Annotated in this window: 22 protein-coding genes; 7 read left to right on the top strand and 15 right to left on the bottom strand. The window is 68.0% G+C overall.

The window, feature by feature from the left end:
- Positions 1-322 precede the first annotated feature (322 nt).
- Positions 323-1,099, bottom strand: coding sequence for a polysaccharide deacetylase family protein (locus ACFY1E_RS04350; RefSeq protein ID WP_389071211.1), 777 nt, complete (start codon positions 1,097-1,099; stop codon positions 323-325).
- A 398-nt stretch (positions 1,100-1,497) separates the two neighbouring features.
- Positions 1,498-2,922: a non-reducing end alpha-L-arabinofuranosidase family hydrolase gene (locus ACFY1E_RS04345; protein ID WP_389071639.1), complete on the bottom strand. Its 1,425-nt coding sequence runs from the start codon at positions 2,920-2,922 to the stop codon at positions 1,498-1,500.
- Positions 2,923-3,457: 535 nt separating this feature from the next.
- Here ACFY1E_RS04345 and ACFY1E_RS04340 point away from each other — a divergent pair.
- A complete protein-coding gene (locus ACFY1E_RS04340) occupies positions 3,458-3,847 on the top strand; it encodes a VOC family protein (RefSeq protein WP_389071636.1) in 390 nt (129 codons plus the stop codon).
- A gap of 70 nt (positions 3,848-3,917) precedes the next feature.
- Here ACFY1E_RS04340 and ACFY1E_RS04335 read toward each other — a convergent pair whose 3' ends face one another.
- Positions 3,918-4,811 carry a helix-turn-helix transcriptional regulator gene (locus ACFY1E_RS04335; protein ID WP_389071209.1) on the bottom strand — a complete coding sequence of 298 codons (894 nt, stop codon included), beginning with the start codon at positions 4,809-4,811 and terminating at the stop codon, positions 3,918-3,920.
- Positions 4,812-4,949: 138 nt separating this feature from the next.
- Between ACFY1E_RS04335 and ACFY1E_RS04330 the strand changes: the two genes are divergently transcribed.
- Positions 4,950-5,729, top strand: coding sequence for an NAD(P)H-dependent oxidoreductase (locus tag ACFY1E_RS04330; protein ID WP_389071207.1), 780 nt, complete (start codon positions 4,950-4,952; stop codon positions 5,727-5,729).
- A gap of 214 nt (positions 5,730-5,943) precedes the next feature.
- Here the strand turns inward: ACFY1E_RS04330 and ACFY1E_RS04325 are convergent, their stop codons facing one another.
- The 6 genes from ACFY1E_RS04325 to ACFY1E_RS04300 all read right to left on the bottom strand — a co-directional run bounded on the left by ACFY1E_RS04325 (position 5,944) and on the right by ACFY1E_RS04300 (position 10,628).
- The gene (locus ACFY1E_RS04325) at positions 5,944-6,480 is read right to left on the bottom strand and encodes a DUF6879 family protein (protein ID WP_389071205.1); all 537 of its coding nucleotides are present in this window, start codon (positions 6,478-6,480) and stop codon (positions 5,944-5,946) included.
- A gap of 11 nt (positions 6,481-6,491) precedes the next feature.
- Positions 6,492-6,899 carry a hypothetical protein gene (locus ACFY1E_RS04320; protein ID WP_389071202.1) on the bottom strand — a complete coding sequence of 136 codons (408 nt, stop codon included), beginning with the start codon at positions 6,897-6,899 and terminating at the stop codon, positions 6,492-6,494.
- Between the two features lie 90 nt (positions 6,900-6,989).
- Positions 6,990-7,427: a hypothetical protein gene (locus tag ACFY1E_RS04315; RefSeq protein WP_389071200.1), complete on the bottom strand. Its 438-nt coding sequence runs from the start codon at positions 7,425-7,427 to the stop codon at positions 6,990-6,992.
- Positions 7,428-7,986: 559 nt separating this feature from the next.
- The gene (locus ACFY1E_RS04310) at positions 7,987-8,439 is read right to left on the bottom strand and encodes a hypothetical protein (protein ID WP_389071198.1); all 453 of its coding nucleotides are present in this window, start codon (positions 8,437-8,439) and stop codon (positions 7,987-7,989) included.
- A gap of 244 nt (positions 8,440-8,683) precedes the next feature.
- Positions 8,684-9,871 (bottom strand): helix-turn-helix domain-containing protein, encoded by a 1,188-nt coding sequence (locus tag ACFY1E_RS04305; RefSeq protein WP_389071196.1) that lies wholly within the window; start codon positions 9,869-9,871, stop codon positions 8,684-8,686.
- Positions 9,872-9,986: 115 nt separating this feature from the next.
- On the bottom strand, positions 9,987-10,628 hold the full coding sequence (locus ACFY1E_RS04300) for an HAD family hydrolase (protein WP_389071193.1): 642 nt from the start codon (positions 10,626-10,628) through the stop codon (positions 9,987-9,989).
- Between the two features lie 458 nt (positions 10,629-11,086).
- On the opposite strand from ACFY1E_RS04300, the gene ACFY1E_RS04295 reads away from it, so the two are divergent.
- On the top strand, positions 11,087-12,124 hold the full coding sequence (locus ACFY1E_RS04295) for a YDG/SRA domain-containing protein (RefSeq protein WP_389071191.1): 1,038 nt from the start codon (positions 11,087-11,089) through the stop codon (positions 12,122-12,124).
- Positions 12,125-12,172: 48 nt separating this feature from the next.
- Here the strand turns inward: ACFY1E_RS04295 and ACFY1E_RS04290 are convergent, their stop codons facing one another.
- The 3 genes from ACFY1E_RS04290 to ACFY1E_RS04280 form a co-directional block, all read right to left on the bottom strand.
- Complete coding sequence (locus ACFY1E_RS04290) at positions 12,173-13,186, bottom strand: SEC-C domain-containing protein (RefSeq protein WP_389071189.1); 1,014 nt, start codon at positions 13,184-13,186, stop codon at positions 12,173-12,175.
- 62 nt (positions 13,187-13,248) lie between these two features.
- Complete coding sequence (locus ACFY1E_RS04285; protein WP_389071187.1) at positions 13,249-14,406, bottom strand: MFS transporter; 1,158 nt, start codon at positions 14,404-14,406, stop codon at positions 13,249-13,251.
- A gap of 29 nt (positions 14,407-14,435) precedes the next feature.
- The gene (locus ACFY1E_RS04280) at positions 14,436-15,908 is read right to left on the bottom strand and encodes a beta-1,6-galactanase (protein ID WP_389071185.1); all 1,473 of its coding nucleotides are present in this window, start codon (positions 15,906-15,908) and stop codon (positions 14,436-14,438) included.
- 246 nt (positions 15,909-16,154) lie between these two features.
- On the opposite strand from ACFY1E_RS04280, the gene ACFY1E_RS04275 reads away from it, so the two are divergent.
- Complete coding sequence (locus ACFY1E_RS04275; RefSeq protein WP_389071183.1) at positions 16,155-16,940, top strand: class E sortase; 786 nt, start codon at positions 16,155-16,157, stop codon at positions 16,938-16,940.
- A 56-nt stretch (positions 16,941-16,996) separates the two neighbouring features.
- Here ACFY1E_RS04275 and ACFY1E_RS04270 read toward each other — a convergent pair whose 3' ends face one another.
- The 3 genes from ACFY1E_RS04270 to ACFY1E_RS04260 all read right to left on the bottom strand — a co-directional run bounded on the left by ACFY1E_RS04270 (position 16,997) and on the right by ACFY1E_RS04260 (position 19,595).
- Positions 16,997-17,398 (bottom strand): hypothetical protein, encoded by a 402-nt coding sequence (locus ACFY1E_RS04270; protein ID WP_389071182.1) that lies wholly within the window; start codon positions 17,396-17,398, stop codon positions 16,997-16,999.
- Between the two features lie 53 nt (positions 17,399-17,451).
- A complete protein-coding gene (locus ACFY1E_RS04265; protein ID WP_389071180.1) occupies positions 17,452-17,874 on the bottom strand; it encodes a hypothetical protein in 423 nt (140 codons plus the stop codon).
- Positions 17,875-18,149: 275 nt separating this feature from the next.
- Positions 18,150-19,595: an MFS transporter gene (locus tag ACFY1E_RS04260; RefSeq protein WP_389071177.1), complete on the bottom strand. Its 1,446-nt coding sequence runs from the start codon at positions 19,593-19,595 to the stop codon at positions 18,150-18,152.
- A gap of 69 nt (positions 19,596-19,664) precedes the next feature.
- On the opposite strand from ACFY1E_RS04260, the gene ACFY1E_RS04255 reads away from it, so the two are divergent.
- The 3 genes from ACFY1E_RS04255 to ACFY1E_RS04245 all read left to right on the top strand — a co-directional run bounded on the left by ACFY1E_RS04255 (position 19,665) and on the right by ACFY1E_RS04245 (position 21,393).
- Complete coding sequence (locus ACFY1E_RS04255) at positions 19,665-20,204, top strand: winged helix-turn-helix transcriptional regulator (RefSeq protein ID WP_389071175.1); 540 nt, start codon at positions 19,665-19,667, stop codon at positions 20,202-20,204.
- Positions 20,205-20,277: 73 nt separating this feature from the next.
- Positions 20,278-20,580 carry a DUF6412 domain-containing protein gene (locus tag ACFY1E_RS04250; protein WP_389071634.1) on the top strand — a complete coding sequence of 101 codons (303 nt, stop codon included), beginning with the start codon at positions 20,278-20,280 and terminating at the stop codon, positions 20,578-20,580.
- A gap of 90 nt (positions 20,581-20,670) precedes the next feature.
- Entirely contained in the window at positions 20,671-21,393 is a 723-nt protein-coding gene (locus ACFY1E_RS04245) for a YidC/Oxa1 family membrane protein insertase (RefSeq protein WP_389071172.1), read from the top strand.
- Positions 21,394-21,507: the final 114 nt, after the last annotated feature.

Here is a 21,507-nt window from a genome sequence, read left to right as displayed (position 1 = left end):
GCCCGCCAGCGCCCTACCCGTCACGGCGGCGGCCCCGGCCAGAAAGCCCCGCCGGCCCATCCCACGACGTGCCCCAACTGCCCCTTCGGACATGCTGTTTCCCCCTCCTGCTCGTGAACCTGCCGACTGTGTCTGCCGACTGTGTCCGCCGACCACCACGACTCTGGCGGACATGGGGCGATCGGACAGTGCGGCCAGGCGGTGCATACGGGGGTGTTGCTGGGTCCACCGAGGGAATGTGGGCTCCCTGGAGCCGGACCTCGCGAGGTGGCGACGGGCCCAAGGAGGAGACGCCTCGCGCGTCAGTCAGGCACTCACTCAGTCACCTGTAGATCTTGCCGGGCTCCGCCTTGGAGGGAGCGAGCAGCTGGGAGACGGTCACGAAGGTGTAGCCCTGCTTGCTGAGCGCCTTCAGGATGGAAGGCATGGCCGGCACGGTGCCCTTGTGCAGCGGGTGGAGCAGGATGATCCCGTCGCGGTCGGCGCCCGCGAGCACGCGCTTGGTGATCAGCGCGGTGTCGTCCGTCTCGTAGTCCTTCGCGGTCACCGTCCACAGCACCTGCGCCATCCCCAGTTCTTTCGAGACCTTGGAGACGCGGTCGTCGGTGCGGCCCTGGGGCGGGCGCATGAGCGTCGGCTCGCTGCCGGTGATGGTGGAGATGGCCTTCGCCGTGCGGCGCAGTTCGTCGCGGATCTGCGCATCGGAGACATCGGTCAGCACCGCGTGCGTCCAGGTGTGGTCCCCGATCTCGTGGCCTTCCCTGGCGATCCGTCGCACCACATCCGGGAACTTGGGGATGCGCCGGCCCTCGAGGAAGAACGTCGACGGCGCCTTGTACTCCTTCAGGAGGTCCATCAGCCGGTCGGTGGGTTCGCCCGGGTTGCCGTCGAAGGTGAGCGCGATGCACTTGACCTTCCGGCAGTCCACCTGGCCCGACGGTACGACCGCTCCGGACGCGGCCCGGTCACGTTCCTCGCGCGGGGAGACCGTCTCCATCTTGTTCGCCTGGATGACCAGGGCCACGGTCGCCGTCACGGCCGCCACCACGGCCAGGGTCAGGAGTATGAGCAGGCGAGGTCTTCTCTTCAGGATCTTCACCCCAAGGAGAGGATTTCAGCGCGTGAAAAGTTGCCCGGAGGCCTCGATAGTGAGGTAGAACACGTGTGCCCAGCGCGTTTCCAGTGAGCTGCGCACCACCTCGGTTACTCGCGGACCTCAGCGTTCCCCGTGGGATGCGCGTCCCTGCGGTCGAGTCCCTGCTGTGCGCGTCACCGCTGTCCGCGCCCAGGCCCGAGAGCAGGCGCAGCCCGTCCGCGGCGGGGCTGGCGGCGGCCGGCGCCAGGGTCGGGCTGAGCGAGAGGAACCCCGGCTGATGCTCGGCCGGGGTTCCTCAAGGCGGTGAGTACCGGTCAGCGGGTGGAGCCGCCCACGCCGTAAACCGCGGGTTTACGCGTCGGAGGACCACACCGCATCGCGATCACCGTGGATCGGGTGGGTCAGCGCTGCAGGGTGAGGAGACCCGGCCGCCACGGCAGCAGGTTGTAGGGGGTGTCCGGCGGTGTGTTGGGCGACAGGCCCTGGTAGAGGAGCTGCAGGTTGCAGGGGTCGATGGTCATGGTCTGGTCGGGGTTGTTGCGGACCAGGTCGCCGTGGCTGATGTCGTTGGTCCAGGTGGCACCGCTGTTGGCCTTGCCCGCGAAGGGGTTGGACTCGGTGGCGGCCTGCGGGGTCCATGAACCGCTCAGGCTGGAGGCCGTGAACGAGCGGAAGTAGCGCTGTTCACTTGCACCCCGTGCCTCGACGATCATGAGGTACTGGTTCTGGCCCTGGACCTTGTAGACCTGCGGCGCCTCGAAGAGGTTCTTCACCGTGTCGCTCATGACGGTGGTGTACGACGAGCCGAAGCTGCCCGGGAAGTTCCCGATCGGCATGCTCGCCCGGTAGATGCTGCCGTTGTCGCCGGCGAAGAACAGGTACATGTTCTGGCTGTCGGCGATCAGGGTCTGGTCGATCGGAGAGGCGCCGCCGGGGAGGCTGCCGGTGAACAGCGCCTGCGGCGCGGACCAGCTGTTGGGGTTGGTGGGGTCGCTGGAGATGCGGTAGAAGAAGGGCCACTGACCCCACTGGGACGCCAGGACCCAGATGTTCTTGGGCGCGAAGTAGAACAGCGTGGGCGCCACCGTTCCCTGGTTCATCCCGGTCTGACCGGCCGACGCCATGTCGGACCAGTTCGTGAAGGGAGCGAAGCCCATCGAGCCGTACGACCCGGACTGGTTGACGGTCGAGGCGTAGACCAGGTGCTTGCCGTTGTACGTCACATTGGTGAAGTCCTTCAGCGAGACCCAGCCGTTCGCCGGCTGCGCCAACGGACCGGTCGAGCTCCAGCGGTATGTCGACGGAAGGGAACACGTGCTGCCTGTCCCGGACAGGCCGGTCCACTTCTGGTTGCTGCCGCCGGTGCAGTTCCAGAGCTGCACCGCCGTGCCGTTGGCCGTGGCTCCGCCCGACACGTCCAGGCACAGCCCGGACTCCACGCCGACGACCGTGCCGTCGGAGTTCACCCGCCACTGCTGGTTCGTGCCGCCGTTGCAGGACCAGATCTCCACCTTGGTCCCGGCCGCGGTGGCATGGCCCGGAACGTCCAGGCACTTGTTGCCGTACACGGTCAGCTGATTGCTGTCCGTCAGCGTCCACTGCTGGTTGGCTGCGCCGTTGCAGTCCCAGATCTGCAGGAACGTGCCGTCGGTCTGGCTGGCGCCCGGTACATCGAGACACCGACCGGCACCGACACCGCGTAACGCGCCGCTGGTGGCGGCCTGAGCTGGGCCGGCGACGAGCAGCGCCGCCAACGAGACCAGGACCGCTACCGCGGCGGCGAGCACCGCAGACGGATGCCTGCGGCTGAAATGTCTTCTGCGCATGGAGACCTCGTACTCCTCGTAGTCCTCGAGCAAGCGGTTCCGGTTGACCCCGACGGGGCTGTGCGGGGCTGTGCGGACTGTCGATGCAGTGCGGGTTTGCATGTTCGCTATTTCGAACAAGGATCGAAGGGTCGAGCAACCGGATCATAGGGAACCCGTGAACGGCGTCAATACCCCTCGCACGATTCGCGAGCAGAAACCTTCGCAGGCTGAAACCGGGCGGCTTCAACTTCCCTGGTGCGGCAGGGCCTTGGGGTGAGTTGGAGATGGCGTACGGGTGGGCCTCGGCGGAGGCCTGTGCTCGCGGGTATCTCCAGCTCAGAGGTGAGGCAGCTCGATCCGGCCGGTCATCAGGACGTTGTGGTTTGCGAAGAGGGCGTCGAGTGCGAAACGTCGGCGAATGTACGCCGTCCATGCGGCGTTCCGGGGCACCGAAGTGGTGTGGCCGCTGGTTCCGCACATCCCCGGCTCACTTACCCCTCCCGGCCACCGCCACGTCACCCGAAGGCAGAAGCTGCCGCAGTAGCGTGTGAGCATGGCGGAGTTCACAGGTGTTCAGGTGAATCTGTGGTGCGACGATGTGGAACGCTGCGCTGCGTTCTTCCGCCGCCTCGGGATGCCCGAGCGCTTCCGCTTTCCGCCGGACGGCGAGCCGCACCAGGTCGAGGTGGATGCTGCGGGAGTGCGGATCGGCTTCAGCTCGGCCCGCGTGGGCGCCGAACTCTTCGGCATCGCCACAATTCCCGGGGAGAACACCGAGGTCGTGTTGTGGTGCGACGACGTCGATGGCCTGCACCGGACGGCACTCGACGCGGGAGGCGAACCCGTGACGAGCCCGACCGACTCACCGGACGGACGTCTTCGATACGCCTGGCTGCGCGATCCCGAGGGGCACCGCGTGAAGCTCGTTCAGGAGCGGGGCTGAGGGCCGCCCCGCAAGTTGCCACACGAGTGCGATGTCGTGACGTGCCCGGCGGTGGATGGACGTCGGTGAGCTAGTCGCGGACCTGAGCGTTCCCTGTGGGATGCGCGTCACTGCTGTGCGCGTCACCGCTGTGCGCGTCACCGCTGTGCGCGTCACCGCTGTCCGCGCCCAGGCCCGCGAGCAGGCGCAGCCCGTCCGCAGCGGGGCTGCCGGGGGCCGCGGACAGCACCAGCAGCTCCACACCCGACTCGTCCGGCAGTGCGAAGTTCTCCTGGTGCAGTTCCAGCAGACCGACCAGCGGGTGCCGGTACGCCTTGCGTCCATGTGTGCGGGCGCGCACGTCCGCGCGGGCCCACAGGCGGCGGAAGCGCTCGCTGCCCATCGCCAACTCGCCGATGAGCGAGGCAAGTCGGGAGTCCTCTGGATATTTACCGGCGGCCAGGCGCAGATGCCCGACCACGTCGAGGGTGCACTGCTCCCAGTCCGCGTACAGGCCGCGCTCGGCCTCCTCGAGGAAGATGTGCCGCGCGGTGTTCAGGCCCGGCATCGGCCGGCCGTAGAGGAGCCCGGCCAGGCGGTTCCCCGCGAGCACGTCCAGGCGGTGGTTCATGATCAGTGCGGGTGCGTCGGCGACCAGGTCGAGGACCCGGAGCAGCTCCGGCCGGATCCGCCCGCCCGGAGCCTTGGCGCGGCGGCGGCGCTGCCGGGCGAGCCGGTAAAGGTGCCCGCGTTCGGTCTCGTCGAGGCCGAGGACGCGGGCGAGTGCGTCGAGAACCTGCTCGGAGGGCTGGGTCGCGCGGCCCTGCTCCAGGCGTACGTAGTAGTCGACGCTGACTCCGGACAGATGCGCGACCTCCTCGCGGCGCAGCCCTTCGACCCGGCGGCGGCTGTCGGTGGGGATACCGGCGGCCGCCGGGTCGACCCGGGAACGCCGGGTCCGCAGGAAGCCCGCGAGATCGTCCATGTCCCCAGTATGGCCTCGGAGTTGCCCGTAAGGGTGGTCCTGCCGATACCAGGAATTCCAGTCTGACGGAAGAGGAGCCCCTGAACGCCAGAGGCCGCGGCGCCCAGGATCGAAGGCACCCGATCCGAAGGAGTTCCCATGAAGACGCTGATCGTCTACGCGCACCCGGAGCCGAAGTCGCTCAACGGCTCGCTGAAGAACCTCGCGGTGTCCACACTTGAGACCGCCGGGCACGAGGTACGGGTGAGCGATCTGTACGCGATGAACTGGAAGGCGGTCGTGGACGCCGCGGACTACGGCCCCCACGCCTCAAGTCCGCTGAAGGTCGCGCTCGACTCGGGCCGGGCCTTCGACGCGGGAACGCTCACCCCGGACGTACGCGCCGAGCAGGAGAAGCTGCTGTGGGCCGACACGATCATCTTCCAGTTCCCGCTGTGGTGGTACACGATGCCCGCGATCCTCAAGGGCTGGGTGGACCGGGTGTTCACCTACCACTTCGCCTACGGCGTCGGCGAGCACAGCGACACCAGGTACGGCGAGCGCTTCGGCGAAGGCACCCTCGCGGGCAGGAAGGCGCTGCTGTCGGTGACCGCCGGCGGCCCGGAGTCGCATTACTCCGCCCGCGGCATCAACGGCCCCATCGACGACCTCCTCTTCCCGATCCACCACGGCATCCTCTACTACCCGGGCATCGAGGTGCTGCCGCCGTTCGTGCTGTACGGCGCCGACCGGATGACCGACGAGGACTACCCGGACGTCGCCAAGGCCTGGGAGCAGCGCCTGCTCACCTTGGAGTCGACCGAACCGATCCCCTTCCGGCCGCAGAACTTCGGCGACTACGAGATCCCGTCGCTGCACCTGAAGGAGGGCCTGGAGCCCGCGGGCCGTTCGGGGTTCGGGCTGCATGTGCGCGGCTGACCGCCGACCCGACACCTGTCACGGCCGATCAAGCGATCAACGCGCCAACGTTTCAAGTGTCCAGTCCAGCGTCATTGCCGACTTGCTCGTAGTGGAGGCAGTGAACATGGTGCCGCCGGAATCGGTTTGCAACTCGACAGAGCCGCTGCACTGGACGTCTGTGGCCTGTCCTTCGCTGGGCCGGATACGAGCGTGCCGGGCCCGTTTCTGCGACTCACCCCTCATACGCCCGGAACGGCACGGCGTTCTCCAGAGCACGTTCGCGCCACGCGAGGTACTTGCCGATGTCCGGATCCCGGATCAGCTCTCGATTGATCTGTGTTCCGTCCGGGCGGTAGTTGAGGTGTACGACGGTCGTCTCGTCGAACATCCAGAAGTCCTGTTCCGGCAACCCGGGATTCGGCCGCTCGGTGACATCGAGGATTCGGTAGTCCTCCCCGGCCTCGACGTTTCCGGGGATGCCCCACGCGAACAGATAGCGGCTGTACGGCGTGAGCGGGCGCCGAACGATCTTTGCGCGGGTCATCGTCCGCCCCGACGAGACGTTGACCCGGATGGTCTCGTGCCAGGCCTTGTTGAAGTCCGTCGGCATCGGTCCCCCGGAGCGGAAGGCGCGGAACGTCTCGCCCTCGCCGGGCATCGTGTACGTCTGGTGCACTTCGAGCCGGAACGCGGACCGCTTGAAATCGCGGAAGTACGTCTTCCAAGCGTCGCCGGCCAGGTAAACGGGCTCGGAGCCGGTCTCGTGCATGTGCAGCCTCCTCAGGGTGAATGCGTGCAGTCGGCGCGGGTCGTCAGCTCGATCCGGCCGGTCATCAGGACATCGTGGTTGGCGAACAGCGCGTCGAGGGCAAAGCGTCGGCGGATGTACGCCGTCCAGGTCGCGTCCGGCAGGTCGCGGTAGGCGCTGACCATCCGGGCGCGGCCGGCCTGGGTGAGGATCCACCGGGCCTGGTCCCCGTCGGTAGTACGCCCGCCGAGGTCTCGCGCGAGCTGCCACAACTCGTCGCCGCTGTGGCCGAGTTCGTCGCCGTCTTCGCGAACGACGGTGACGAGTCCGATGTCGCCCAGGCCGCGCTCGTCACTGGACTGGGTCGTGTAGGCGACGGTGAGCTTTTCGAGCGGGAAGACCGTCACGCGGCTGGTCGCGGTCAGCTCGGTCAGGGGCATGGGCAGGATCCGATCTGGCGCAGGGGGAGCGGGCGGGCCGACCTGGGGAAGGCCGGCCCGCCCTGTCGGGGAGTGGTCAGGGGAGTGCGCTCAGCAGCAGGGGCCGTCGCCGCAGCAGGCAGGCGGGTTGCAGTCGGCTGCCGTACCCCACAGCCGTTCGTCGACCTCGAATCCGGCCGCGCGGATCTTCCCGACGACGTCCGTCATCAGGCCGCGCGTGCGGGTCTTGCTGTTCGGCTGGTGGTGCAGGAAGTAACCGAACTGCTCCTGGCACCAGTTGGCGTACCAGTCGGTGTGCAGGATCAGCGTGTGCCAGCCGGGGTCGACCTGCTGGGAGGGGGCCATGGCGGCCCCCTCGCCGGTCGAGCCCATCACATGGACCAGGGCGAGCGCCTGGTCCATGACACGGTCGGCGACGCTGCGTTCGAGGTTGTACTCGTCGGCACAGAAGGCGGCGAGCATGTCGAAGTCGGGGGCGGTGACGAGGGAGCGGCCGGTGCGGAGGGCGGTGGTGACGGTGGTGGTCATCGCGTCGCCTCCGTTGCGTTCCGCTCCGGACTTGACGGGGTTGTGCAGAGCACGGATTCACCTCACAGTGGGGGGACCTTCGGGTAGACCTCTCCCTGAGTGCCGAATGCCTGTCGTTGCTCGGGGAGGGGAAATCTGTGTCCGCCATGGGGCGCATGCTGGTCACGCGCCGCGGCGCTTTGGCTCAGCTCAGCATTCGGCGGAAAACCAGGTCGGAGCCCAGAGCTCACGCGTTTTTCGGCGAGGCGCTCACGTCCTCGCGATTCGTCCGTCGAAGGCGTCTCGACGGGCAATGCTTGTGAAGGTAGATCGTGATCCCTCCAGCGGACGACGAGACCTTGTCATGTCGGTCGTAGGCCTCGCCGACCTCGATTGCCTGGTCACACTTCCCGCAGATCATGATGGAGGGACTCCTTCCACACGGCCTTCCAGGAGCGATACAGCTGCTGCGCTTCGCGACACATCCGGTCAGGCGTGGCTCGACAGCTGTGGCAAGCGAGACAGTGATCAGCAAGGGTGTTGAAGGCATCGACCGCTTCAGTGGAAAATTCAATGCCCATCAGGAGCGCCCAACACGTGTTTCGTACTGCGCATCGACTGCTGCCTTGAGTGCTTTGCGCAGCTGATCTGTCGGAGTGAACGGACGATCCGGCATCGGCCTCACTGCCCAGTGCAGGTTCAATTCGCTGGAGTTGAGCGGCGGGACTACGACATACGTGGCAGCCCCGCACGCGGTGGTCCCGCACAGGTTCCAGCCAGATGTCGAGGACGGCTCCGCGAGAAAATATTGGATCCGGCTCCATGGGTCGCAGATCACTGACCCGGACTCGCCTCCGAGTAAGGCGAGCGCCGCGATGCCGAGAGTTCGGCTGACGCGGATGGCGTCGAAGTGGGTTCCGGCCTCGACATGCCAAATGGTTCCCTCGGGCGGCAGCCACGGCAGTTGGGCTTCCACGACGGCATTCATGCCGTCACCGCATTGAATCGGCATCCACAGGTCATGATCTGCCACACGCGGCTGCTGCCGCGGAGCGTCCCGCGCCCATCTACGAGCAGCTTCTTGGCGACGGCTCCGCAGTCGAAGCAGGCTTCCCCGTGCAGTCGAGCGATGCTCACGCTGTCCTCAATGAGAATGAGCGCGAGCGTGTTCGCGTCAGGCATCCCCGTTCCCATCTGCTGGTCTCAAGTGCGTGAAACAGATGGTGGAGGCCTGTAAGGGGCACAAGTACCCCAGCCAGGGGTAGTTGGGGCAGGTTTCAGGTGGCGGCGCACCACTCGGTGAAGTTCGTGAGCGACTCGGAGTCGGCGCGCTTCAACCGTCGCAACGTGGCCGCATCCTCACGGACCCATGGGTGTTCCCGCGTGTGTTGTGGAGCGATCTGACGGGCCACCTTCAGGGACTCGAAAGCATGGTCAGCGAGTCCGGACCACAGCTGGGCTCGGGCCAGTTCGATGTAGAAGCCGGAGCGTCGCTCAGCCGGCAGATCGGCCGGTGGCATCCAATCCCGCGCGACAGTAAGAGCGCGGCCCACGTGGTCGTCCCCCAGACTTACGGCGACGGACACCTCGTGAATGCGGACGGAGTCAGGCCCGAAGGCTGTGCCGTGGTAGACGGACTCGGTCACTTGATCCGCCAGGATTCGAGCTTCGCCGATATGCGCCTGTGAGGCAGTGGCGTCACGTGCCCGCCCTGCGATGACGGCAGCCCTCATGTGGAGTGCACCCCTTGCCGCGATGGCAGACGCCGTGTCCGGCACGGGTGCCGTGTCGATGGCGTGCTCGAGAGCACGCAGCCCGGCGGCATGAGCGCGCGCGGCGAAGAAGGTCTCTGTTCGTACGTAGGCGACAGCTGCGTTGAGCAACTGATCATCTGTGTCGCGCGCAGCCCAACGCATTAGTTCAACCAAGCGAGCGGACAGGTCGAGGGCACCGAACTTGAAAGCGACGGCATCCGCTGAGCGGTAGGCGGTGACCAAGAGCGCGGCCAACTCCTGCCTCTGGTTTGCATAGGCTCCGTGATAGGCGCGAGCCAGGTCGATGAGCAGGTCGGGAAGTTCGCGGACGATGCGTGTGTATTGGGAGGCCAGGCGCCAGCGAGCGGCCTCAGCGACGGCAGTTCGAAGTTCCTCAAGGGGACGAGCCGGATCGTCGTCAGGAACGTCGTACGTTGCGATCGCTGCGGAGAGTGTAGGTAACGCGTCGCGAACCTGGGTGTGCGCAGGCGCGCGTTCAGTGCGCAGTCGGCTTGGATCGACGCCGAGAGCAGCCGCGAGGGCTTCGAGTGTGGCATCGGTGACGCCACGCTCACCCCGTTCGATCTTTCGGATAGTGCCGAGTGCGACGCAGGCCGCGTCCGCGAGTTGCTGCTGCGTCATCTTCGGGCGCATGACGCTGCGGTAGTAGGCGATTCGCTTGCCTACCCCACCGTTGACGTGTGCTGGCATACCGGCTCCAGTCCGAGGCGCGTCTGCTCCGAACGGTACCTGCGTCGAGACGCAGCGTGTTCACAAACGATGTCGCCGGTCCTGGCTGGTGGGGTCCGGCCTCGTCGGCTTGCCCTCAGTCCGCGATGATCGTGGTGAGCTGAGTCAGGCTGTCGATCTGCCAGTCGGTCACCGCTCTCAACTCCGGATCGTTTGCCCAGAGATGGCCCCACGGACCGCGGCGGATGTGCGCTGTCCGGAGCCCAGCCGCCTTCGCTGGGAAGACGTCATTGGCAGGATGATCACCGACGTACACCGTCTCCCGCGGCGTGGCTTGACCCACGTCCAGCACACGCTCGAAGAACTCCGCGTGAGGTTTTGCCACACCCCAGTCCCCAGACGTGACGATGAGATCGACGGGCAGGTCGAGGTCGCGCAACAGCTCGCCTGCGCGGGAGGTCTGATTTCCGGCGATGATGACGCGGACGCCGAGCTTGCGCAGCTCGACCAGGGCGGGACGGACGTCGTCGTACAGGTCCGACTCATCAAGGAATTCACCCCGGCCGGCCGCCTCGCGGGCGTGGTACTCGGCTGCGACGTCGATGCCGGGGCGAGCGAGGCGTACGGCATCGGCGTTGTCGCGACCTTGGGCGACCACAGCTCCCACGAGAGCCGAGAGGGTATGGCGGGGCACACCGAGCCAGTCCGCCCAGGAGTGCCAGTAGCGGTCGTCGCGGGTGATGGTCTCGCCGACGTCGAAGACGATGGTCTCAATCACTCCGGGAAGCCTACGGTGTTGCGCCTGACTAGGAGGGGGTCGGAAGTGCTACCGGGGTCGTTGTCCATGGATCAATTGGCAGTTCGATCCCACGTCATGGCTAACTGAGCAGGCCTTTTGAGGATCTCGAGCGGGGCGAATCTGTCAATTGAGGTCCCTCGCAGAGGCGGCTACCCAGTAGCAATCGCCGAGTAGCCCATGCATCGGCAAAAGCTTGTGCTGGAGGTCCTTCGCGATTGCCGTTGGCTTGCTGCCTGTGTGCTTCGCCTACACAGCCGAGCCCATGTGGTCGCCCTGCTCGTCATGCCGCTGGTAGTGCAGGTCTGTTGGGGAGTGCTTGCCGGTGCTGCCCTGCGACTCCCAGTGGGAGCGCCTGGATGCAGGCTCACATAGACGGTGATTGATCAGATTCGGCATCTCGTGTGACACAAGTGATCGCCGCAGGGCAGTATGGTGCGATGGGAGAGCGAGTCATCGGTCACATACACGGCGTCGTCCCTGGTGCGGTCTTTCCGCGTCGAAGGGATGTGAAGAACGCCCACCTGCACGGCGACACCATGCGGGGTATCTCTCGGCTGAAGGCTGAGGACGGCAGTTTCGTCGCGGACGCCATCGTGCTCAACGGTGGCTACGAGGACGATGAGGATGGCTGGACCTGGGTCCAATACACCGGCGCTTCGCCTGACGATCACAAGGGCAATGACGGTAAGACGCTTCTGCGGAGTCAATCCTGGGAGTATCGCGACAATGCCGCGCTCAAGCTCAGCTACGAGCGAGGGCTTTACATCCGGATCATCCGAGGCCCCAAAGGCGACTCGCGATATTCACTGCCCGAGGGCTACAGATATGACGGGCTGTATGAGATCACGGCCGTCCGTACGGCCATATCTAAGTCGCCTGCGCCCGATGGCTCGCCCATTGAGATCTGTCAGTTTGATTTGCAACGCCTCCCTGGTCCCGAGCAGGAGTTGACGTCTGCGGAACGCAGGGTCGCCGAGGTGTTGGAACAGCAGGAAGGGCTTCTCCTGGCGGACGAAGAGGCTAAGGTCGCGCCTGGCGAGCAAGACGATTTGGAGTTCACTAGCGAGGAGAAGTTCCCTACTACCCGAGCAACGCGCATCCAGCGCATCGTGCGCGACGCTGCCGCTGCTAGGCGCGTGAAGGACCTGTACGACCATGAATGTCAGGTTTGCGGCCTGCGCTTGGTTGGTCCGGACGGGAGGCCGTACAGCGAAGGGGCTCACATAAAGCCCCTAGGGGATAACGGTCCTGACGTTGAGCGAAACATCCTCTGTCTCTGCCCTAACTGTCACGTGCGGCTCGATATCGGGGCTATCGTCATTGACGATGATTGGTCCATCGTCGTACGTGCCGGAGTCATCGGCGGAAACGTGCGTGCGGAACTCAAGAGGCACAAGAAGCACAAGGTCCACGAAGAATACGTCCGTTATCACCGGAAGCGCTGGCTAGGAGTTGGTGACCCCAGCCAGCTGTAGGGCCGGGGCACACCCCCTTACGGGAGCCCGCATACGGGGTTGGGCTACCTACTCGACCCCGTGGCACTCGCCATAACCCCGCCCCGACCCACACCAACACCCAGCCCCCCGCTGCGGCGGCCACTCCACAGCGCGCCCCCGGGCCGCCAGGGTCGTCGCGTACTGCGGCAACAACTCCGCCTCGCCCGGGGAAGCCATCTCCGACGCCGCGAACGCCTCATAAGAAGGGACCGTCCCCGTGACGATCCCCAGGTTCGGTGTACCGGAGGCGGCAAGCTCCCGCAGCGACCCCTCTATCGTCGCCAGGTGCTCCTCATGCGACGGGTACTCGGCGGCCAGAGCCGGATACGCCTCCACCAGTTCCGTCAGTTCCCCCGCCGGCCAGTGCAGCACCGCCACCGGGAACGGACGGGACAAAGCCTCCCGATACGTCCCCAATTCCGCCCGCAGCCGCGAGATCTCCGCCGCCAACTCCGCAGGGTTGTCCGAGCCCAGGGACCACACCCGTTTCGGGTCGTGCAGCTCGTCCAAGGACACCGGGGACGAGTGGAGCAGGTCCGCCACCGTGTCCCATTCGTCGTGGGCCACGCCCAGCATCCGGCGCACCCGGTGGCGGCCGAACAGCAGCGGGTGCGTCGAGTACGGGGGTTCCTCCACGCCCGTCAGGAGCACGGTCGCCCCCTCCGTGAACGTCTCCTGGGCCGCCTCCAGTTCGTCATGCGACTCCAGCGCCTCCGCAACGATCACCCAGGGGGCCGGGTCGCGCGGGGCCGCTGCCCGGACGCCGTCGATGATCGCTCGGGCCTCGGCCTCGTGGCCGTACTCCCAGAGGTTCGAGGCCTTGAGGGCCCGTACCAGGTAGGGGTTCTCCAGGCCCGCCTGGGACGACAGCAGGCGGTCGTAGAGCGTGGTCGCGGCGGGGCGGTCGCCGGCCAGTTCCAGGTGGGCCGCGGCCTGGAGGAGCAGGGCCTCGGCGTCCTCGGGATACAGGCCTGCGGTCCGCTCCAGGCGGGCCGCTTCGGCGGTGTGGTCGACGTTCTCGGCAGGCGTGTCGGGGCGCATGAGGGAAACCGTACTGCCCATCCGTGGCGAAGAAGAGGTATGTGCTGGTCAAAGGGCGGGGATCACGTGGCCCCCTCGACACGCCCGCTCGCCGCCCACACCATCGTCACCAGCGCTGCCGCGACGATGCCCGCCCCTACGTACAGCGGAGCCGTGTAGCCCAGGCCCCCGCTGATCGCGATCCCGCCCAGCCACGCCCCCAGCGCATTGCCCACGTTGGACGCCGACACGTTCGCGCTCGCCGCCAGCGGGACCCCCTGGGCGTGGTCCGTGACGCGGGTGATCATGCCGGGGACCTGGGCGAAGCCGAACACTCCCACGAGGAAGACCAGGACCACGGAGGCGGCCGGGCTGCCTGCCAGCAGGCCGAACAGCGCGAGGGTCGCCCCCAGCGCCGCCAGGGAGATGATCAGCGTGAGGTCGCGGTTGTGGTCCGCGGCGCGGCCGCCCGCCAGGTTGCCGAGGACCAGGCCGCTGCCGTAGACGACAAGGAGCCAGGCCACGTCTGTGGCCGAGAAGCCGGTGACCTCGGTGAAGGTGTACGCGAGGTAGCTGAAGGCGCCGAACATGCCGCCGTAGCCGAGGGCGGTCGCGGTGAGGGTCAGCCAGACCTGGCGGGAGCGCATCGCCCGTAGCTGTCCTCCAAGGGCGCTCCCCGACCCGGCGGCCCTCCCCGCCCAGCCCGGCACCAGCACCGCAATCGCGACCGCCGCCGCCACCCCGATCCCCGTGATCGCCCAGAACGTCGCCCGCCAGCCCCAGCGCTCGCCGACCAGCGCCCCGAAGGGCACGCCCAGCACGTTCGCCACGGTCAGGCCCGCGAACATCACCGCCACCGCCCGCGACGCCCGTTCCGGTGGGACCAGGCGGCGGGCGACCAGGGAGCCGATGCCGAAGAACGAGCCGTGGCACAGGGCGGCGATCACCCGTCCCAGCATCATCACGGGATAGTTCGGCGCGAGGGCCGAGATGAGGTTGCCGAGGACGAACAGCACCACCAGACCGATCAGGACCGGCTTGCGGGGCAGCCCCGCCGTCGCGGCCGTCAGCGCTATCGCGCCCACCGCGACGGTCAGGGCGTAACCGGAGATCAGCCGGCCCGCCGCGGCCTCCGACACGGCGAGGCTCCGGCCCACCTGTGGCAGGAGCCCCGCGATCACGAACTCCGTCAGACCGATCCCGAAACCGCCGAGCGCGAGCGCGACCAGCCCGGCCGGCATCCCGCCAGAGGGAACGGACGGTGAGGACGTCAGATCGTCACCCCGTCTATCTGCAAGGTCTGCACCGCCTTCCCCGCCAGCGACACCGAGACCGACTTCCCGCTCAGGAACGTGTCCGAGTACGACTTGTACAGGTCCCCGCCCGTCGTCACCGTGTTCCAGCGGGGGACGAGTCCGCCCGAACCGCCGGTCACCGTGGTGAAGTTGGAGAGGTTGAAGGTGAAGGTCTGGGCCGAGGTCGAGGTGTTCAGCGCCACGATCACCAGGCGCTTGGCGCTCGAATCGTAGGCCGCGACCGCGTTGCTCACGCCCGTGTCGAGGATCTTCATGCCGGGGCGGATGTGCCGGCTGAACTGCGCCATCGTGTAGTACTTCGTCTGCACTGCGCCCGCCTGCAGCGTGTTCGCGTCGTACGCGATCATCGCCCAGTTCGTGGAGGGGTCCATGACCTGCCAGTAGACCCAGGCGGTGGGGTGCAGCCAGCGGAAGTCGTAGAGGAGGTTGAAGGCGAGGGTGTAGCCGGTGCCGTCGTTGTCGCCGGTCTCGGAGTTCCAGAGGGCCTTGCCCGCCGTTGTCACGACATCCGTGTAGAGCAGGTCCCTGCGGCCGCCCGAGCCCTGGTAGCCGTGGACGTTGACCCGGTCCACATAGCCCTTCGTCGTCGAGGAGAAGGAGTTCCAGGTCGTGCGGGCGAGGTCGTAGCTCGTCTCGTCCGAGGCCGAGATCTTCGTCGAGGTCAGACCGCGCTTGTCCAACTCGCTGCGGACGTACGGAAGTACGGCGGACTGGACGGTCGAGTCGATGTGGCAGCCCTCCTGGGTGCCGGTCGCCGTCCACCAGCTGGAGCTCGGCTCGTTGAAGGCCTCGACCGTCGCGAAGTTCACGCCCCAGTTGTTCTTCGCGTAGAGGGCCACCGCCGCCAGGTGGGAGGCGTGCTGGCGGTAGTTCCAGGACTGGAGGTTGTTGCCGCCGTCGGAGGCGCCGGACGGGTTGTGGTTCAGGCACATCCACCACATGGGGGAGTTGGCGAACAGCTCGGTCGTCGCGCCGCGGGCCACGGCCTTCGTCAGCATCGCGCGCTGGGTGGCGTCCGCCGTCCACTTCCAGGCCGAGGACGTGGGGTCCTCGTTGTTCCAGTCCTGCCAGTAGCCCTCGATCTGCTTGAACGCCGGGATGTTGGGGGAGGCGACCATGCTCTCGCCGCTCACGGTGTTCGAGCTGCACGCGCCCAGGTTGTAACGGGCGATGTTCAGGCCCAGGCCGGGGAGCGAAGTGCCGTTGTACGTCGTCGACTTGGTGGTGAAGAAGATGTCGGCGAAGTCGTCCCGCGCGCCGAACACATTGGCCCACCAGGCCAGTGAGGTGCCCCACCCCTCCCAAGTTCCGTATGACGTCCCGGGGTTGACGGCGATCGTGGCGTCCGCGCGTGCGGTGCCGGTCGCGAGAGCGCTGCCGAGGAGGGTGCCGCCCGCTGCGGTCAGCAGGGTTCTGCGTCGGATCATGGCTTCTCCGCCTTCGCTGGGACCTGGCCCGTCAGGTCACTGGAGGGAAGCATCGGGTGTGACGGGTGGGGTTGTCGAGGGTTGTGCCAGCCCTTTCTAAAACCGCTGTACGAAGCCCGAACAGTCCCTGTCGTACAGCCGTCGCACGACTGTCTTACGGCTGTCCCGCGCCCGGCGCCGTGCGGGTCTGGTGACTTCGACCTCCCGCCCTTATCGTGCGGGCGGTCCGGTGAAGGAGGCGTACGGATGCGCGTTCCGGTCGTGCAGCACACCACCCGGCGGCAGCGCGCGCGCCGCCGACGTGCGCTGTGGACCGGCGGCGAACTCCTCGTCACCGCGGGCCTCGTGCTCCTGCTGCTCGTCGTCCACCAGCTGTGGTGGACCAACCGGGAGGCCAAGCGCGGCGCCGAGCGCAAGGTGGAGGCGCTGGAGCGGGAGTGGGGCGGCGGGGCCACCGGCAAAGGCGGCGAGTCCGGCGACTCCGGTACGTCCGACCCGTCCGCGACGCCCCGGCCGCGCACCGGCACCAGCACCCGCGAACGGACCACCACCGTGCCCCCGCAGCCCCGTCCCTCCTGGTCCCAGGCCTACGCCGTCCTCGTCATCCCCCGCCTGGGCCTGCGCGTCCCGGTCGCCGAGGGAGTCAGCAAGCAGGACGTCCTCAACAAGGGGTACGTCGGCCACTACCACGGCACCGGGCAGCCCGGCCAGGTGGGCAACTTCGCGCTCGCGGGGCACCGGAACACGCACGGCGAGCCGTTCCGGTACATCAACCGGCTGCGGGCGAAGGACCTCGTGGAGGTCGAGACGAAGACCGCGACCTACACCTACGCCGTCGACAAGACGCTCCCGCAGACCTCGGCCGGTGACTCGGGTGTCGTACGCCCGATTCCCCGCTCGATCGTCGAGCCCGGCCACGGGTACTCCGAGCCCGGGTACTACATCACGCTGACGACCTGCACCCCGGAGTACACGTCGAGGTACCGGCTGGTGGTGTGGGGGAGGCTGGTGTCGATGCGGCCTCGGGCCTAGACGGCGGAAAGGGCCCGTCAGCAGGCTGACGGACCCCGTCCATTGAGCGAGCGAGGTCAGGCGTACAGCCTGACGGAGTTCGTCGGTGTGAGGTCCGTCGAGAAACCCCACCCGCAGTTACTGCTGCTGAGATCCCATGCCACGCTGCCCGTGCCGTTGTATCCCGTGAACCCCTTGACGCCCGCGCCGCCCGTCTGGCAGTTCATCACGGTGTATTCGCCGATGAGGTTGTGCACGTTGTATGTGCCGTAGTAGTAGAAGTCGTACACCTTCGGGTGGTTGGGGCTGTCGTCCCAGATGTCGCCCTGGTAGATGCAGACATGACCGGCGTTGCAGGCGGCGGTCTGCGCGGTGCGCGGTGACAGGGCCGGTGCGGCGGACGCGGCCGTGGATGCGGTGACGACCATGGGGACGGCCAGTCCCAGACAGGCCAGTAGCACGACGAGGACGCGACGCATGGTGAACTCCTGACGGGATTGCGTGGGCGGGTGGGGGTGCTTGCTGCGCTGTGTCACCGGCACTCAGGTACGTGCGGCTTCCACTGCGAAGGCGAACCAGTCGTCACGTACCAGTCGTTGATGAATCCGCCGTCGCTGTCGAAGTCGAGCGCGAACCAGTAGCGGTCGCCGTGGCCGTCCGCGTCGCCGTCGCCCGTGGTCCAGCAGGCCAGCATCATGGTCTGGCCGTTTTGGTAGCGGTGCCCGGTGGTGCCCGAGCCGTAGCTCGGCCCGTTGTGGGAGGCCAGATAGGACCCGGCGGATATACCGGTCACCGAGGCACACCACACCGTGTGCCCGTCGTGGTCACAGGCCCAGCCCGCGGCCGAGGCCGGCGAGGCGGCCGTGCCCACCGCAACCGCGGCCAGCGCCAGCGTGCCGGCCAACGCGGCGGTGCGTCGGCGTATGGGTCCGACCTGGCGGACGTGACTCTTCATGGGGGTCCCCCGATCGTCGATTCCTCGGCGCCTCACCGTAGGTGCGGCCCGAAGGCGGCCGCCAACACTTCGAAGGCCGTCGAAAGGTGCCGGACCGACCGGCTCCGCCACATCGTGGAACGCAGGCCGATGAACCGGAACCTGAGACTTCTCAGGGTGACTTGAGGTTCTCAGGGTGACTTGGGGGTTCTCAGGGTGACTTGAGGTTCTCAGGGTGACTTGGGGGTTCTCAGGGTGACTTGGGGGTTCTCAGAGTGACTTGGGGGGGGCGGGCTCTACGCTCGACCCCGCTCGCGCAGCACCAGCACCGCCACCGCGGCCGTCAGCGCCAGACCCGCCGACACCAGCAGGGCGATGTTCGCTCCGTGCCCCAGGCCCCCGCCCGACGACGTCACGATCGCGATCGTCAGGGCGACGCCCGCGCAGGAGCCGATGTAGCGGAAGGTCTGCTGGGCGCCGGAGCCCATGGCCGCGCGGGCCGCCGGTACCGACTCCACCGACAGCAGGGGCAGGGCGGCGTTCAGGAGGCCGCTGCCGATGCCGCCCAGGACCAGGCCGGGCAGGAGGCGCTGCCAGGAGCCCGAGTCGATCGCACCGAGCATCGCCAGGACGCCCGCCGCGTGCAGGGCGAAGCCGACCGCCAGCTGGTGGCGGGGCGGCACGCGGCCCGCGAGGCGCTTCGCCTGCAGCGCCACGGTGAAGGACAGGCCGGACCAGAGCAGGAACAGCCAGGCCGTGTCCATGGGGGACAGGCCGAGCGCCTGCTGGAACAGGACCGGCAGGAAGCTGAAGAGGCCGATCACCGCGAGGCCCGTGAACAGACCGCCCGCGGACGAGGCCAGGAACCCGGGGCGGCGCAGCAGGCCCAGGTCGATCATCGGGGTCGTGGTGCGGTGCTCCACCAGTGCGAACACGGCCACCAGGACCACGGCCGCCAGGAAGAGCAGGCCCACCTCGGGGCGCAGCCAGCCGTCCCGGCCGAGGGTGAGGGCCGCGACCAGGGAGACCAGGGCCAGGCCGAAGGTCAGCGCGCCCGGGATGTCCGGGCGGCCGCCCCTCGGTGAGCGGGATTCGGTCAACGTGCGTGTCCCCAGGGCCGCCACGATCACCGCCGCCGCGCCCAGCACGCCGTACGACACCCGCCAGTCGGGCATCGCGCCCGCGACCAGGGGCCCCGCCGCGATGCCGCCGCTCACGAAGGCTCCCCACACGCCGGTCGCGTGGAGCCGGCCCCGTGGGGTCGGGAAGGCGTGCACCAGCAGGCCCAGGCTGCTCGCGAGGATCGCCGCGCTGGCGGCTCCCTGCGCTATCCGGGCCAGCGTGAACTGCAGCGTGGAGGAGGCCAGGGCGCCGAGGGCCGTGGTGATGCCGAGGGCGAGGGTGCCGATGAGGAAGATCCGGCGGCGGCCGTAGTCGTCGGCCAGGCTGCCGGCGACCAGGAGGAGCGCGGCGAGGCCCAGCGGGGTGCCGTTGATGAGCCAGGCCTGTGCGGAGAGGGGGGTGTGCAGGGCGATCGCCGTGTCCCGGAGCGTGACCACCGGGGCGGTGTACGTCATGAGGGTCACGGCCGTTGCCGCGCTGGTCAGGGCGAGGGTGGCGCGCGGGTGCGGGGGCGCCTCCGCGGGCGGGGCGGGCTGCTGTGCCTGCGCTGCCCTGCCGGCCGCCTTCGGCACCTCGGCTGCTTCGGTCCCCGGGAGAGTTCGTTCATTGAACCTAGTCATGTCCTGAACCGTAGCACCCTGGGTTCGGTCACTGAACCAAGCTTGCGAAAAATGGTTACAGTGGGCGTCATGGCACTCGGCAAGGACTACGCGACACAGGAGTGCTCCATCGCCCGCGCGCTGGAGATCGTCGGCGAGCGGTGGACGCTGCTCGTCATCCGCGACGCGCTCTACGGTGTGCGCCGCTACAACGACTTCCTCGTTCACCTCGGCATCCCGCGCGCGGTCCTCGCCGCCCGCCTCCAGTCGCTGACGGCGGAGGGGATCCTGGAGAAGCGGCGCTACCAGGAGTCGCCGCCGCGGGACGAGTACGTCATCACCGAGCGCGGCATCGCCCTGTGGCCGGCCCTCCGCTCCCTCGGCCTCTGGCGCCGCGAGCAGTACGCCGAGACCCAGCTGCGCTACTTCCGGCACGCCGACTGCGGCACCGAACTCGGGCCGTACGGGGAATGCCCCGCCTGCGCAACCGTCGTACCCGTCGAGGACGTCCTCATGGTGCCGGGCCCCGGACTCGACCCGGACCCGGCGGATCCGGTCAGCCGGGCGCTGCTCAAGCCGCGGAGGTTGTTGCAGCCCCTGGAGCTGCCCGCCGAGGGCAGTCAGGTATAACCGAGAAACACGAACAGCACGGACGAGTGGCAGTACGTACCCGCAGGAGGGGGCAGTCGTGATCCGCAGCCGGATGTCGCTGCGTCCGGTCGCCGTACTGCTGCTTCCGCTGCTCGTCCTCCAGGTCGCGCTGCTCGACACCGGCAGCCTCACCGCCACGGTCGCGCTCGCCGCGACCGCCGCGGCCGGCTCCGCGCTCGCCGCCTGTGCCCTGCTCACCGCGCGCTGCGCGCCCGCGGTGCCGCCCACGCGGGTGCGTACAGCCATCCGCGACCGTGCCCGCCGTACCGCGTTCCTGCCGCAACGCGACCCCGACGCCAAGGGGCGCACCCGGCCCCGAGCCCCCGGATCCGCCCTTCCGGCGACCGCCGCGTAGGGCTCACTCACACACGTAACCGGCCCCGCGCGGGTCGTTATGCCGCTCTGTCCCAGTACCGGCACGACGAGACCCCCGGAGGGCTCATCCATGTCCGTTTTCGCTGTCTTCGCCGACCTGGTCGGACACTTCGCCGACCTGCTCCAGCCCCTGTTCGGCGCCTCGGCGGCGGCCGCCGCCATCGTCCTGTTCACCGCTCTCGTACGACTGCTCGTGCATCCCCTGTCCCGGGCCGCCGCCCGCGGGCAGAAGGCCCGTACCGCGCTGCAGCCGAAGATCGCCGAGCTGCGGAAGCAACACAGGAAGGAACCCGAGAAGCTCCAGAAGGCGGTGCTGGAGCTGCATGCCGAGGAGAAGGTGTCACCGGTCTCCGGGTGCCTGCCGTCCCTGCTGCAGCTGCCGGCGTTCTTCCTGCTGTACCACCTGTTCTCCAGCACGCACATCGGCGGGCAGGCGAACGAACTGCTCACGCACCAGCTGCTGGCCGCTCCGCTGGGCGGGCGGTGGGCGGACGCCCTCGGGGGCGGTGGAGTGTTCGGGGGTGCGGGGCTGGTCTATCTCGGGCTGTTCGCCGTGGTCACTGTCGTGGCCGTCTTCAACTACCGGCGTACGAAGCGGATGATGGCCGCCAGCAATCCCCTCCCCGTGCAGGACGGCGAGTCCGTGCCGGGGCTCGGTGCCGTCGGCAAGGTGATGCCGTTCATGTCCTTCTTCACCTTGTTCACGGTGGCGGTGGTGCCGCTGGCCGCCGCGCTGTACGTGGTCACCAGTACGGCGTGGAGCGCTGTGGAGCGGGCGGCTCTGTACTCCTGATCCGGTGGTTACGGTCCAGTCCGTGAACCGGGTATTGCGGACTGGACCGTGACCTTGGAGGATCGACCAGTCCTCCGATGGCTGCACCCATCGGTCGGGCGCCCCGCGATCGAG

The organism is Streptomyces sp. NPDC001604 (assembly GCF_042893475.1).
In the GTDB taxonomy this organism is placed as follows: Bacteria; Actinomycetota; Actinomycetes; order Streptomycetales; family Streptomycetaceae; genus Streptomyces.
Note: the sequence above shows the minus strand (reverse complement) of the source record. Positions and strands in the feature narration are given on the sequence as shown.